This is a genomic window from Faecalibacterium prausnitzii (assembly GCF_049532945.1).
Lineage (GTDB): Bacteria > Bacillota > Clostridia > Oscillospirales > Ruminococcaceae > Faecalibacterium > Faecalibacterium prausnitzii_N.
Genome location: NZ_CP186691.1, coordinates 1,639,085 through 1,652,666 on the forward strand (window position 1 = coordinate 1,639,085; position 13,582 = coordinate 1,652,666).

12 protein-coding genes and 2 tRNA genes are annotated in these 13,582 nt (G+C 57.6%); 11 read left to right on the forward strand and 3 right to left on the reverse strand.

Going from position 1 to position 13,582, the window contains the following annotated elements:
• Nucleotides 1–129 precede the first annotated feature (129 nt).
• The 11 genes from purB (at nucleotide 130) to ACNQFG_RS08250 (ending at nucleotide 10,339) form a co-directional block, all read left to right on the forward strand.
• Nucleotides 130–1,575, forward strand: a complete 1,446-nt coding sequence (gene purB, locus ACNQFG_RS08200; RefSeq protein WP_423404528.1) for an adenylosuccinate lyase — start codon at nucleotides 130–132, stop codon at nucleotides 1,573–1,575.
• A gap of 124 nt (nucleotides 1,576–1,699) precedes the next feature.
• Complete coding sequence (locus ACNQFG_RS08205; protein ID WP_423404529.1) at nucleotides 1,700–2,401, forward strand: pseudouridine synthase; 702 nt, start codon at nucleotides 1,700–1,702, stop codon at nucleotides 2,399–2,401.
• A 265-nt stretch (nucleotides 2,402–2,666) separates the two neighbouring features.
• Nucleotides 2,667–3,752 (forward strand): PucR family transcriptional regulator, encoded by a 1,086-nt coding sequence (locus ACNQFG_RS08210; RefSeq protein WP_005944450.1) that lies wholly within the window; start codon nucleotides 2,667–2,669, stop codon nucleotides 3,750–3,752.
• Nucleotides 3,753–3,864: 112 nt separating this feature from the next.
• Entirely contained in the window at nucleotides 3,865–4,626 is a 762-nt protein-coding gene (gene ftsE / locus ACNQFG_RS08215; protein ID WP_423404530.1) for a cell division ATP-binding protein FtsE, read from the forward strand.
• Entirely contained in the window at nucleotides 4,623–5,528 is a 906-nt protein-coding gene (locus tag ACNQFG_RS08220) for a cell division protein FtsX (protein ID WP_423404531.1), read from the forward strand. Before ftsE ends, ACNQFG_RS08220 begins: the two co-directional genes overlap by 4 nt.
• A gap of 18 nt (nucleotides 5,529–5,546) precedes the next feature.
• A complete protein-coding gene (locus ACNQFG_RS08225) occupies nucleotides 5,547–6,884 on the forward strand; it encodes a murein hydrolase activator EnvC family protein (RefSeq protein ID WP_423404532.1) in 1,338 nt (445 codons plus the stop codon).
• A gap of 161 nt (nucleotides 6,885–7,045) precedes the next feature.
• Nucleotides 7,046–8,425 carry a S41 family peptidase gene (locus ACNQFG_RS08230; protein WP_423404533.1) on the forward strand — a complete coding sequence of 460 codons (1,380 nt, stop codon included), beginning with the start codon at nucleotides 7,046–7,048 and terminating at the stop codon, nucleotides 8,423–8,425.
• A 73-nt stretch (nucleotides 8,426–8,498) separates the two neighbouring features.
• Entirely contained in the window at nucleotides 8,499–9,356 is an 858-nt protein-coding gene (gene rsmA / locus ACNQFG_RS08235) for a 16S rRNA (adenine(1518)-N(6)/adenine(1519)-N(6))-dimethyltransferase RsmA (RefSeq protein ID WP_423406569.1), read from the forward strand.
• A gap of 109 nt (nucleotides 9,357–9,465) precedes the next feature.
• Nucleotides 9,466–9,540: transfer RNA gene (locus ACNQFG_RS08240), tRNA-Thr, on the forward strand.
• Between the two features lie 310 nt (nucleotides 9,541–9,850).
• A tRNA-Tyr gene (locus tag ACNQFG_RS08245) sits at nucleotides 9,851–9,935 on the forward strand.
• Nucleotides 9,936–10,087: 152 nt separating this feature from the next.
• Nucleotides 10,088–10,339, forward strand: a complete 252-nt coding sequence (locus ACNQFG_RS08250) for a DUF6061 family protein (protein WP_423404534.1) — start codon at nucleotides 10,088–10,090, stop codon at nucleotides 10,337–10,339.
• A gap of 98 nt (nucleotides 10,340–10,437) precedes the next feature.
• On the opposite strand, the gene ACNQFG_RS08255 is transcribed toward ACNQFG_RS08250, so the two are convergent.
• From ACNQFG_RS08255 to ACNQFG_RS08265, 3 genes are all read right to left on the reverse strand, one after another.
• The gene (locus tag ACNQFG_RS08255; RefSeq protein WP_423404535.1) at nucleotides 10,438–10,614 is read right to left on the reverse strand and encodes a hypothetical protein; all 177 of its coding nucleotides are present in this window, start codon (nucleotides 10,612–10,614) and stop codon (nucleotides 10,438–10,440) included.
• Nucleotides 10,615–10,631: 17 nt separating this feature from the next.
• Entirely contained in the window at nucleotides 10,632–11,897 is a 1,266-nt protein-coding gene (locus ACNQFG_RS08260) for a plasmid recombination protein (protein WP_423404536.1), read from the reverse strand.
• A gap of 364 nt (nucleotides 11,898–12,261) precedes the next feature.
• Nucleotides 12,262–13,578, reverse strand: coding sequence for a DNA primase family protein (locus ACNQFG_RS08265; RefSeq protein ID WP_207685517.1), 1,317 nt, complete (start codon nucleotides 13,576–13,578; stop codon nucleotides 12,262–12,264).
• Nucleotides 13,579–13,582: the final 4 nt, after the last annotated feature.

Genomic DNA, 13,582 nt, shown 5'->3' on the forward strand with positions numbered 1-13,582 from the left:
AGAAAAACTCCTTCCGTCATCGCTGATGCGATGCCACCTCCCTCGGAGAGGGAGGCTGAAAGGCCCCCTCCCCGAGGGGGCTGTCGCCGGAAGGCGACTGGGGGAGTCACTTTCAGGAGGAAACAATCAATGTCTCAGCATGATCGTTATATCAGCCCCTTTTCCACCCGCTATTCCTCGGACGAGATGCAGTATATCTTCTCGGACGATAACAAGTTCCGCACATGGCGCCGCCTGTGGGTGGCGCTGGCCCGGGCCGAAATGGAGCAGGGCCTGACCAACATCACCCCCGATATGGTGGCTGAGCTGGAAGCCCATGTGGACGATATCAACTATGAAGTGGCCATCGAGCGCGAAAAGCTGGTGCGCCACGATGTGATGAGCCATGTGTACGCCTACGGCCAGCAATGCCCCAAGGCTGCCGGCATCATCCATCTGGGTGCCACCAGCTGCTATGTGGGCGACAACACCGACATCATCGTGATGCGTCAGGGTCTGGAACTGGTGCGCAAAAAGCTGATCGGTGTGTTGGCAAAGCTGGGCCGCTTCGCCGAGGAATACAAGGACATGCCCTGCATGGCCTACACTCACTGCCAGCCCGCTCAGCCCACCACTGTGGGCAAGCGCGCCACCCTGTGGGCCAACGAGCTGGTGATGGACCTGCAGGAGATCGACCACCGTCTTGCTGTTCTGCAGCTGCGCGGTGTCAAGGGTACCACCGGCACGCAGGCTTCCTTTATGGAGCTGTTCAAGGGCGATGCCGATAAGATCCGCGCCGTGGATGCTTCCATCGCCAAGGAGATGGGCTTTGACCCCAAGGCCGTCATTCCGGTGTCCGGCCAGACCTACAGCCGCAAGGTGGATGCCTTCATCCTGAACGCCCTTGCCGGCATTGGCCAGAGCTGCATGAAGTTTGCCACCGACCTGCGTCTGCTGGCTAACTTCAAGGAGATGGAAGAGCCGTTTGAAAAGAACCAGATCGGTTCCTCCGCCATGCCTTACAAGCGCAACCCCATGCGCTGCGAGCGTATCTGCGCGCTGAGCCGCTACCTGATGGTAGATGTGCTGAACCCCAGCTTCACCACCGGCACCCAGTGGTTTGAGCGCACGCTGGACGACAGCGCCAACAAGCGTGTCGCCATGGCTGAGGGCTTCCTTGCCACCGACGCTATCCTGAACATCATGCTCAACGTCACCGACGGCATCGTGGTGTATCCCAAGGTGGTGCGCAGCCGTCTGATGGCAGAGCTGCCCTTCATGGCCAGCGAGAACATCATGATGCAGGCTGTGGAAAAGGGCGGCAACCGTCAGGAGCTGCACGAGCGTCTGCGCCAGCACGCCATCGCCGCCGGCAAGCAGGTCAAGGAAGAGGGACTGCCCAACGATATGGTGGACCGTATTGCTGCCGACCCTGCCTTTGGCCTGACCCGCGAGGAGATCGTGGCGGGCCTTGTGCCGGAGAACTTTGTGGGCCGTGCACCGCAGCAGGTGGAGGAGTTCATCGCCAATGTGCTCAAGCCCATCTTCGATGCTAACCCCGATGCGATCGAGCAGCATGCTTCGTTGAGCGTGTAAAAGCAGGCGGGCTGTTCGGCCGCCTTCCGGCAAAAATGGAAGACTGCGCGAAGAAGCGTGAAATAAGATTTGCTGCGCCTTGCTGTTTTGGCAGGGCGCAGCTTTGCTATCACAAGGAGAACCCATGCGATTGGATAAATACTTAGCCGAGACGGCCCAGTGCACCCGCAGCGAGGCGAAGACGCTGCTGCAAAAGGGGAAAGTGACCGTGAACGGCACGCTCTGCAAAAAAGGGGACACCCAGCTCCGGGAGACGGATGTGGTGGCTGTGGAAGGGAGACCGCTGGCGTACCAGAAGTTCGTGTACATCATGCTCAACAAGCCCGAGGGCGTGGTGAGCGCTTCCACCGACAAGCGCGACACCACCGTGGTCGATCTGGTGGGGGATGCCTATCCCCGGCGGCAGCTGTTCCCGGCGGGAAGGCTGGACAAGACCAGCACCGGCTTTGTGCTGCTGACCGATGACGGCACCTTTGCCCACGACATCCTTGCTCCAAAGCGCCACGTCTCCAAGACCTACACTGTGGTGTTGGACACGCCGCTGACCGCTGAAATGAAAGCGGGCTTTGCGGCGGGCGTGACCCTTGCCGACGGCACGGCACTTTCCCCCGCCGAGGTGGAGGCCCTGACGCCCGACGGCCTGACGGTACGGGTACTGCTCAAGCAGGGCGTATACCACCAGATCAAGCGGATGTTCGGCGTGTACGGCGCAGGTGTGAACGGCCTGCACCGGGATGCCATCGGCGGCCTTGCACTCGACCCGGCCCTTGCACCGGGCCAGTGGCGGGAGCTTTCGGACGCTGAGGTGGCAGAAATTACCGGCTGAAGGGGTCGGCTTTTCACCCCATTTTCAAAAAAACATCACAATTTCCCGGTAAAATACAGATAAGAACCACGCAAAAAGGCACTTTTTAGGCCGTGTCAGACCCCTGAAAGATAATTTCAACAAGAAAAATAAAAATTTTTTGTTGAAATATGTTGCAAAAGTAAATTCTTTTGTGTAAAATATAAAATGTAATGCAGCTAAATTGTTAAAAATCACGACCGTCTGCCGCTGCGGTTTGCACAAACGAGGAAAAGGGGTATCCATTATGGCCAATAGAGTATTTCAAAGCGTGATCTACCAGATGAAAGACGCGATCAACCGGGTGGTCGGCGTGGTGGATGAGACCGGCGCTGTTATTTCCTGCTCGGAACTGAACCTGATCGGCGAGGTGCGCGAGGGTTTCATGGCGGAGCGTCTGACCGCGGGCGACCGCTTTGTGCGCGATGGCTACACCTATCAGCAGTTCTCCAGCGCCAAGCATAATGATTATGCAGTATTCGTGGAAGGCGTGGACGAGACGGCTGGTCAGTTTGCCGCCATGCTGTCCATCAGCCTGCAGAGCATCAAGCAGTACCACGACGAAAAGTTTGATAAGTCCAACTTTATCAAGAATGTGGTGCTGGATAACATCCTGCCCGGCGATATCTATGCCAAGGCCCGTGAGCTGCACTTTGCCACCGATGTTTCCCGCGTGGTGTTCATCGTGCGTGTTACCAGCGGCGGCGATATCTCCGCCTACGATGTGGTCAGCAGCCTGTTCCCCGACAAGCAGAAGGACTTTGTGTTCAATATCAGCGAGACGGATACCGTGCTGGTCAAGGAGATCCGCAAGGGCATCGACCGCACCGATATGGAAAAGCTGGCTGCCAGCATCGTGGATACCCTGTCCGGCGAGCATTACATCAAGGCTGTGGTGGGCATCGGCACCCCCATCTCCAACGTGAAGGATCTGGCTACCTCCTTTAAGGAAGCACAGATCGCCATGGAAGTGAGCAAGGTGTTCGACACCGAAAAGCAGATCATCCGCTACGATAATCTGGGCATTGCACGCCTGATCTATCAGCTGCCCACCACCGTGTGCGAGATGTTCCTGCGCGAGGTGTTCAAGCAGGGCAGCATCGAAAGCCTGGATCAGGAGACCCTGTTCACCATCCAGCGCTTCTTCGAGAATAACCTGAATGTGTCTGAAACCAGCCGCGGCCTGTTTGTGCACCGCAACACGCTGGTGTATCGTCTGGAAAAGATCAAAAAGCTGACTGGCCTGGATCTGCGTGAGTTCGACGATGCTATCGTCTTTAAGGTAGCACTGATGGTCAAGAAGTACCTGTCCAACAATCCGGCCAAATATTGATGTTTGCTGTGCGGCACAAAGCCGCCGGCGCTGGAACCGGCCGCTCGAAACCGATGCTGGCCGGTTCTTTTTGGGTACTGACCAAATAACTACGTCAGGAGCAACTAAACTGATGATCGATTTAGAACACGTTTCCAAGGAATATAAAAAGGGCACGAAGCCCGCGCTGGAGGACATCAACCTCCATGTGGACGACGGCGAGTTCGTGTTCCTGCTGGGCCATTCCGGCGCAGGCAAATCCACCCTGCTCAAGCTCATCCTCCGGGAGGAGAAGGCCAGCCAGGGCCGTGTCCTGGTGAACGGCAAGGATGTTGCGAAGATCCGCCGCCACAAGATCCCCTATCTGCGCCGTCAGATGGGCATTATCTTTCAGGATTTCCGGCTGATCCCCACCATGACTGTGTACGAGAACATCGCCTTTGCCATGCATGTGACCAACATCGGCCGCAGACAGATCAAGGAGCGTGTGCCCTACATGCTGGAGCTGGTGCATCTGGAGGATAAGGCCAAGGCCTATCCGGACACCCTTTCCGGCGGTGAACAGCAGCGCGTGGCTGTGGCCCGCGCCCTTGCCCACGGCCCCAAGCTGGTCATTGCGGACGAGCCCACCGGCAACATCGACCCCGAACTGAGCCTTGAGATGATGGAACTTCTGGAGCGGGTGAGCGGCATGGGCATCACCGTGCTGGTCGTCACCCACGAACACGAGCTGGTCCACCGCTTCCACCGGCGGGTCGTGACCCTGAAGGATGGCCGCATCGTCTCTGACATCCCGGCCGACCGGGAGGCAGAGCCGGATCTGGCGCTGCCGCTGGACAGCCTGGGGGAGACCGGCGAGATCACACTGGAGACCGGAAAGGAGGCACTGGTATGAAACCTTCCACCTTTGCATTCCTGACCCGGCGCGGTGTGCGCAACCTGGGCAAGCACTGGGCCATGACCATTGCCTGCATCGCCTCTCTGAGCGTCTGCATGACGCTGAACACCTTTGCAAACCTGGCCGAGGTCAATGTGGACAGCATGGTCAACTATCTGGGCCAGCAGAACGAAATGGTCGTTTTCGTGGACCCGGAGGCCGACGATGCCGCCACCGCCGCTGTGGGCGAGCGCATCGCCTCCACCCCCGGTGTCAGCGGGGTGCAGTTCATGTCCAAGCAGGACACCCTGAATGCCTATAAAGGCTTCCTGTCAGATTATGCCTCCCTGCTGGACGAATTTGAAAATGACAACCCCTTCAAGGCCAACTACCGGGTCTCGCTGAGCGACCTCAGCCAGATGGCTTCCATCAGCCAGACCTTCCAGACCATCCCCGGCGTGTACAGTGTCTCGGCGCCGGTGGAGATGACGCACACCTTCGTGGAGATCCAGCGGGCCGTGACCAAGGGCGGGCAGATCATCATCCTCGTCCTGATGGCGGTCAGCATCATCACGGTGGGTAGCACCATCCGCCTGAGCGTGTTTGCGCGCCGCCGCGAAATTGAGATCATGAAGTACGTGGGCGCCACCAACGCCATGGTCACGCTGCCCTTCTTCATCGAGGGCCTGACCATGGGCCTTATCTCCGGCGCGATCACCTCGGCGGCGAGTATCGGCGGCTACTATTACATCGTGCAGGTATCCGGCACTTTCGGCGGCCTGTGGGAGATGCTCATGGGTGCGGCCCTCGTTCCGGTGGAGAACGTCTGGCAGACGATCCTGCTCTACAGTCTGGCGGCGGGTGCGCTCATCGGCGGTTTGGGCAGTATGTTCTCCATCCGCAAGCACCTGAATGTGTAAGCGAAGGGGGAGACCGCGATGAAAGCAAAACATTCGGCCGGGTTCCGGCTGTATCACCGCCCCGCCCACGCAAGACCCAGCCGCTACCCCGGCCGCGCGATGCGGGCGGCCAGCCTGTTTCTGGCCATGGCCTGCCTGCTGCTGACCGTTTCGGTCTACCCGGCCGCGGCGGCGACCAGCATGGCCAGCCTGCAGAACAAGCTGAACAAGCTGAGCCAATCCATCGAGCAACACAAAAAAGAACTGTCCGACGCCAAAAAGAAAGAACAGGCCGCCAAGGCTCTGGAATCCGAACTGAAGGAAAAGGTCACGGTGGTCCAGGGGCAGATCAGTGTGCTCAAAACGCAGATCGCCCAGGTGCAGAACAGCATCGGCCTCAAGGAGCAGGAGATCGCCGCCAAGGAGCAGGAGATCACCGCCAAGCAGGAGGAGATCGCCGCCAAGCAGGGCGAGATCGACGCCCAGTGGAGTGCCTTCAAGGGCCACATGGCCGCCATGCAGGAGCTGCGGGAGGGCGGCAGCGTGGCGATGCTCTCCTCGGTCACCAACCTGTATGAGCTGTTGACCTTCAATGAAGCATTGCAGGACATCTCGGTCAAGGATACCGAGATCCTGACCAATATGCGCAACGCGAAGGAAGCGCTGGAAAACGACAAGCTCCAGCTCGAAGAACAGAGAGCGGAGCTGAAGACGCAGAAGGCAGACCTGCAGAGCAAAAAGGCAGATCTGGATGCACAGAACAACCAGATGAGCGCAAAGCAGAAGGAGCTGAACTCCAGCGTCGCTGCCGCCAAGATGAGCGCAGCCGAGGCTCAGCAGGCCCAGAAGGATGCGCAGGCAGCCATCGAGTCGGATGAGATGAACTATGAGGCCGTCAAGAAAGAGATCCAGAAGCTGATCGCGGCGGCTGCATCCAAGCCGCAGCTGAGCTTTACCGGCTTTGCCTGCCCGCTGAAGAGCTATACCCGCGTTTCCAGCGAGTACGGCTGGCGTAAGAATCCGGTGTCCGGCGTCAACAGGCTGCATGCCGGCATCGATCTGGCGGCCCCGGGCGGTACGCCTATCTATGCAGCCGCCAGTGGCTATGTGCAGGTGGCAGGCTGGTCCAGCGGCGGCTATGGCAACTATGTCATCATCTACCACGGCAGCATGTCGGACGGCAATGCCTACAGCACCCTGTACGGCCACATGAGGTCGGTCGCCACCAGCGCAGGCAAGTATGTCAAGCAGGGCGAGTTGATCGGCTACGTTGGCTCTACCGGCAACTCTACCGGCAACCACCTGCATCTGGAGGTCTGGAAGGGCGGTTCCAAGGCCAATGCTGTGAATCCTAGAAGTTATATTCCCATGAGATAATTCCTGATGGTATCAAAGGAGGCCGTTCGGTCCTATGAACGAAGAAAAACGCAAGCGCATCCTGCGCTGGGGCTGCCTGATCCTGGCAGGGGTGTTCACCCTCTCTCTGCTGGGCAGCGTGGTCGTGATGCTGCTGGTCTGACCGAGGAGGAAACCACACAATGAATCGCAAAATCTCTGTGGGCATGGCTGTCACTATTGTGATCCTTGCCATGACCGTGACCTTTTCCATTACCATGCTCATTGCCATGCGTCTGTTTGACAGCACGGTGAGCAGCGTGAAGGAAAAGGAGAGCATGTACAACAAAGTGGCCGAGGTGGACCGCTATGTGCGCAGCAACGACTACTACACCATTGATGAAACGGTGCTGTACGACCGCCTGACCGCAGGCTATCTGCTGGGCACCGGCGACAAGTACGCCCGGTATTATACAGCCTCCGCATACACGGACCTGATGAACGCCCAGAACGGCACCCTGCTGGGCATCGGCGTGGAGCTGGCCGTGGACCAGTCCGGCTACGCCAAGGTGACCAAGGTCTACGACGAATCCCCGGCCAAGGAGGCTGGCATCACGGTGGGCTGCTACATCACCGCTGTGGACGGCACCGATGTCAAGAGCCTGAGCGGTGTGGATGCCATCCAGACCCGCCTGCGCGGCGAGTCCGGCACGAGCGTCAATGTGACCTGGCTGGACAGCGAGGCGACCGAGCACACCGTAGACCTGACCCATTCCGGCTACTCGACCACAACGGTGGATTTCCAGATGCTGCAGGGCAATGTGGGGTATATCAAGATCCGTCAGTTCGATGCCTCTACCCCCAGTGAGCTGGACTACGCCATCCGCAGCCTGAGCGCCAACAATGCCCTGAGCCTGGTCTTCGACCTCCGCGACAACGGCGGTGGCCTGCTGGACGATGCCCTCAGCTGCATCGACCTCGTGGCCCCGGAAGGGACGCTGGCCTATGCCGAGGATCGGAACGGCACCCGCACCGTGCTGGGCAGCAGCACCGGCGACTCGTATGTCAGCCTGCCCATCGTCTGTCTGGTCAACGGCAACACTGCCAGCGCAGCAGAGCTGTTTGCTGCCAGCCTGCGCACCATGAACGGCGCACGTCTGGTGGGCACCACCACCATGGGCAAGGGAACCATCCAGAGCAGCCCGCAGCGCCTTTCGGATGGCAGCGCCGTGAGCATCACGGTGGCAAAGCTCATCTGCGGCGACGGCTCCTGCTTTGATGGCACCGGCCTGAGCGTGGATGTGGACCGCCCGCTGACGGCGGATGAGCAGACCGCGTATTACGACTACACCGTTGAGAACGATCCGCAGATCCAGCGCGCTGTCAGCACGGCGCAGCAGATGAGCGGCACCACCACCGTCAGCGGTGTCAACGAGGCGGCTTCCAGCGAAGCTGCTTCCGACAGCACCGCAGCCGACAGCGCGGCGGCCGAGGCAGCTTCTTCGGAGGCCGCTGCGTCCAGTGAGACCGCTGCCGAAAGTGCCGCTTCCAGCGAGGAAACGGCCTCTTCCACCGCAGAATAAACGAAACCAGATACCGCAAAGGCCCCCGGCGCTCCTGCCGGAGGCCTTTTTGCCCGAAGAAAGGATGGAACTTATGCCGGAGCTGACCGACCTGTCTTACGTCCGTGCCCTGTGTGAAAAATACGATTTTGCACTCTCCAAGGGTTTTGGACAGAACTTTATCATCAACCCGGGTCTGCCGCCCAAGATCGTGGATGCCAGCGGCGTGGATAAGCGCTATGGTGTCATTGAAATCGGCCCCGGCATCGGTGTGCTGACTCGGGAACTGGCAAAGCGCGCCGCCAAGGTGGTGTCCATTGAAGTGGACGAACGCCTGCCGCCGTTGCTGGCCGAAACGATGGCCGGAGTGGACAACTTCAAGCTGGTCATGAACGATGTGCTCAAGGTGGACCTCCGCGCCCTCATCGAGGAGGAGTTCCCCGGTATGCCGGTGGCTGTGTGCGCCAACCTGCCCTACTACATCACCAGTCCCATTGTCATGAAGCTGCTGGGCGACCGCCTGCCCATTGAAAGCCTGACCGTCATGGTACAGAAGGAAGCTGCCGACCGTCTGGCTGCTGCGCCCGGCACCCGTGCATCCAGCGCCATCAGCTGCGCGGTGAGCTACTATGCCACCTCCAAAATGATGTTCACCGCTGCGCCCGGCAGTTTTTACCCGGCCCCCAAGGTGACCAGCGCCGTGGTCCGGATGGACATCCGCCCCACCCCCGCAGTGCAGGTGGAAGATGAGGACGGCTACTTTGCCCTCATCCGCGCGGCCTTCGGACAGCGCCGCAAAACGGCTGCAAACGCCATTGCCAGCGGCCTCGGCCGCTCCAAAGAGACAGTCATCGCCGCCATTGAAGCCGCCGGTTTTGATGCCCGCATCCGCCCGGAAGCCCTCACACTGGAGGATTTTGCAAAGATCCAGCAGGCCCTTGCGGCGCAGTGAGCAGACCGTTTGTCTGCGGCGGGAACACCGGCCCGCAAACAAACCCGGAAATCAAAAAATCAGCCTTGCCAAACCCGCCCGCTGGTGGTATACTAATCTGGTAATGTTCGCTAGTGTGGCGCAATGGCAGCGCAACTGATTTGTAATCAGTGGGTTGCAGGTTCAACTCCTGTCACCAGCTCCAAGAAAAATCCTGCGATATACCGTTAAAGCAACGGCGCGTATCGTGGGATTTTTGCTTTTGTATGCGTTGTGAAATGCCCAGAAAGTGCGACAAATTTGAAGAGGCCGTGATGATAAAGCACACACATGGAGAAAAACGGCATACGATCAGAGGAATGGGGCTTGCGAGAAGGAAACAAAAACCATGCTAACGCAGCGTTTTGCGAAAAAGTTGTACTTTTATAGAAATCTTTTTCAGAAATCGGTTGACAAAATCGAGGCGAGATGGTAAGATATACAGGCAGTCAGCTGTGGCTGTAAAAAGTGAATATGGGCGTGTTCCCGAGTGGCCAATGGGGACAGACTGTAAATCTGCTGCTTTCAGCTTCGGTGGTTCGAATCCACCCGCGCCCACCAAACAAGAAAAATCCGAACCTGTTTCCGATTGGAGAAGGGTTCGGATTTTTCGTTTTCTTCGGGTACAACAATGAAGGCTCCCGTGGACGGCGCAAACCTCCGATGCCTTGTCGTAGAGCGTAAGCCAATAACAAGATTTGGAGGGTATGATTATGAAGTACGATGAAAGAGCCTGCAAGTTCAACATGGACACCGGCTGCGTGGAGCTGCTGCTCCGGGATGGAAGAAAAATTTCCATCGACTGCACCGGGGTCGAGGATGAATTGGACGTGACCATGGCGCAGAGGTCGGAGTTGGATTACCTCATCTACAATGACCCGCTGGGCTATGCGGATTTGATTCTGAACGGTGACCCGGAGGAATATTTGAAGAATGTGGCCGGGAGCCATGGGCTAGAAGATTAAGGGCAAAAAAATAAGAGGTGTGCCCAACTGGACACACCTCGGTGAGATACATCTATGTAAGGCAGGGCGTTCCCTTTTCTGGGAGCGTCCTGCTGTTTTTATGCGGCAACAGGCAAGGCTTGTGAAGCTTCCTGCTCTTTCAGCCATTCCTCGTATTCACGCTGGCCTTCCTCGCTGTTGAAAAACTCAACCATGGAGGGATAAAAGCAACGTGCAAGGGTCTTGATTGCTTCATCCGGGTAGCCGGATTTGTTTAACTTCTTCTTTTTGTTCAAATGGTATCCTCCGAAAATCAAAGTTCCATATCTTGCCCATGCTTGCGGTTTTGCTGCGGCACATTCATGATGCGCTCCTGCTTGGGGGCAAGAATCTTTTCCAAAAAGCTGCGCACCAGTTCAGGCGCACGGTGGAGAGCATCCAGATAGGGTTTCACGTCGTACCACAGGTCGTGGTACTTGTTGCTCCAACGAACGGCCTCTTTCTTGGCGGTGGAAAGTTCTTCTTTCAAGCGGCGGTTCTCCACATCCATCATATAGCCGTGGTCGGCCTGTTTTTTCAGCTTGGAGAATTCTTCTTCGGTCAGCGAGTAGTTACCGAGAAAGGTGCGCTTGCCGATATAATCCAGATCGCGCGCATGAATGAGGGCTTCTTTTGTGAGCGTGGCCTTTTTCTGCACAGCGGCAAGTTCCTTTTCGGTCTTGGAGAGGGTTTTGTTGGTTTGGGTGAGGTGCTGCTTTTTCTGGTCAATCTGGGCGGTCAGAGTGTCCAGTCGCTCCTGCTCCCGCTGGACTTTGAATTGGGTGACGGTCAGGTGTTCTTCAGTGCTGCCACGCTCGCCGCGCTCTATATCGGTGTACCCGGCAGCGCGCATAAAATTGAAGAAGTTGTCCTGCAAGACGCTGTACGACTTCTTCAGGATAGGCTTGCCGCTCTTTTGCAGGATCGGTTTTCCGGCATCATCCAGCAGAGGTTTGGATGCCCACTTCTTGCTCCGGCTGACCTGCATGACAGTCTCCTTGACGGTGCCGACCAGTGCCTTGTCCTTGCAGCGTTTCGACCAGAGGATCTGCTTTTCCACCACAGGCACATAGACCACATGAAGATGGTAGTGGTAGACCTCCCGGCCTAATGCTTCGGTCATGGCGCGGTTGATCTCATCGGCGTGCATGACTGCCGAGAGGATATACTGCTCACCACCCACGATCTGAACGGCTGCTTTGTAGGCATCCTCATAGAACTGCTTGGCGAACTCATAGCCGCCGTGGTTGTCAAAGTAGGCCGAGTTGACATCAAAGACAAGCTCACAGTAGTGGGTGGCATCCGGTTTCAGGCCGCGCGTGGAGATGGTTCCGGCGGCTTCCAGTTGGGCGAACAGGTCGGTGTAGCTGGCGGTAGGCTTTTTGAAATGGACGTTCCATGCGGTGCGCTGGGGGATAATATCGGGGTTCCGATAGCTGTCCTTTTCACGTTCATTGTGCTGCTGGGTGTTGCCAACGGCCTTGTCCGAAACGGCGAGATTTCGGACACTGGTGCGGTCAATGCCATCATTTCTTGCCAAAGGGCATCCCTCCTTTCGGGGTTCATCGGGAGGTGACGGGGAACGGAGATGCACTTCTGCGGAAGTGTAATAACCCACTATGACACTTTCATCCCTATGGTCTGCAAAGTGTAGTGGGCTCTCCGAGGGGGAACGTCTCCTGCGGGAGAGCTACGATCAAGTTCGCACAATGCGAACTTGATTGCTCCGTACGCATCTGAAAAAATTGCGTACGGACTTCAAATAACCTGTACGGTCTGTACGGTGTACGGAAACCTGAAATATGAACGATAACACGCCTTAATTTATCTCGATTTGCCGTACGGGTGCGTACAAGTACAGACCGTACAGGTTGTACGAACTTCTTCCGTGAAAAATGCACTTTTTACGGGCAGGGGTGGACAAGCGGCTCGATGCCTACAAAACCCCGCACCCTGCGGCCACCGGGCAGGTAGATGTTGTTGGTGGCTTCAAGGTTATAGCGGCGGTCATTCTGGCGCAGTTCCGCGCTGAAACGGATCGCCGATACGCTGTGGCAGGCGTTGTCCTCGCACCACTGCTTATAAATGTCGTAGAACTCCTTGGAGCTGATGGAGTAGTCCGCCTTGAAGCGGAAATAGCCCTCGGACTCCATGAAGTCGATGACATTGTTGCTGCTGCGCTTGATGGTGTCCACGTTGGCAGCGGCTCGTTCGCTGACCGTGAAACGGAAATCGTTCTGCACCAGCCGATGCAGCCCTTCCAGACACCAGAGCAGGATGCCCTCCAACTCGGCGCACATCTTCTCCACAAGGAAAGGGTCATCCGTGCGGTCAGCAGGCTTGTCCTTGGTGGTCAGGATGAGCTGGCGGCGAAAGAAACCGTCCGAATGGTCGTACAGCGAAGTCAGCGCACCGTTGCCGAAGCAGAGGAACCGGGCGTAGATGTCCCGCTGGTAGCTCTGGACACCTTTGCGCTCCAAGTCCAGCTTGGCTTCGGCGGTCACGATGGTCTTGATATAATTGGTCTTGGGCAGGGCGTTCATGTCCATGTCATCGTCGATCATCAGCAGGCGGCGTTCCAGATCGGCACGGGCAAAGCGATTGTTCTCCACTTTCTGGACACTGCCGTTGCTGGCGGCATCCCCCATGAGCCGTTTCAGTACCAGCCCGATTCTGGATTTACCCTCGCCGCCCTTGCCAACGATGAGCATCATCTTTTGGCCTTTGGTGCTGGGGATAAGGCAATAGCCCAGATATTCCTGCAAGGTGGGGATGTCGGCATCGTCCAGCAGCTCGTGCAGAAAGGTCAGCCAGCGGTCAGGGCTGGGTGCTTTCGGGTCGTACTTCACAGGCAGGCGGTTCTGGCAGAACAGGCGGCTCTCCTGAAAAGAGCCGTCCGGCAGATGGTACACGCCGTTCTGGAGGTGGATGCAGTCCTGCTCGATGGGGAACGGGTCGGAAAAGGCCAGCAGCTTGATGGTCTCCAGAATGTTGGTGACCTTTTTGGACAGGCCGGAGGTGACATATTCCTCGATGTTCTCCAAGATGCGCTGCTTGATCTCGCTCTCGTCCTCCACCGGACCGTCCAGCGTGTACAGCGTACCGTTGACGCATTTCAGCGGCCACTGTTCCAGAAAGGCGCGGCCAAACTGGACTTCATCGATCTTCTTGCCGTTGTACCAGTCCGGCCATAAGGGGTTGCGGGAAATGTTTTTCTTCATGTGG

Bases quoted from the DNA above. Each gene is read 5' to 3' on its own strand.
- purB (WP_423404528.1), top strand. From the start codon at position 130: ATGTCTCAGCATGATCGTTATATCAGCCCCTTTTCCACCCGCTATTCC.
- ACNQFG_RS08205 (WP_423404529.1), top strand. From the start codon at position 1,700: ATGCGATTGGATAAATACTTAGCCGAGACGGCCCAGTGCACCCGCAGC.
- ACNQFG_RS08210 (WP_005944450.1), top strand. From the start codon at position 2,667: ATGGCCAATAGAGTATTTCAAAGCGTGATCTACCAGATGAAAGACGCG.
- ftsE (WP_423404530.1), top strand. From the start codon at position 3,865: ATGATCGATTTAGAACACGTTTCCAAGGAATATAAAAAGGGCACGAAG.
- ACNQFG_RS08220 (WP_423404531.1), top strand. From the start codon at position 4,623: ATGAAACCTTCCACCTTTGCATTCCTGACCCGGCGCGGTGTGCGCAAC.
- ACNQFG_RS08225 (WP_423404532.1), top strand. From the start codon at position 5,547: ATGAAAGCAAAACATTCGGCCGGGTTCCGGCTGTATCACCGCCCCGCC.
- ACNQFG_RS08230 (WP_423404533.1), top strand. From the start codon at position 7,046: ATGAATCGCAAAATCTCTGTGGGCATGGCTGTCACTATTGTGATCCTT.
- rsmA (WP_423406569.1), top strand. From the start codon at position 8,499: ATGCCGGAGCTGACCGACCTGTCTTACGTCCGTGCCCTGTGTGAAAAA.
- ACNQFG_RS08250 (WP_423404534.1), top strand. From the start codon at position 10,088: ATGAAGTACGATGAAAGAGCCTGCAAGTTCAACATGGACACCGGCTGC.
- ACNQFG_RS08265 (WP_207685517.1), bottom strand. From the start codon at position 13,578: ATGAAGAAAAACATTTCCCGCAACCCCTTATGGCCGGACTGGTACAAC.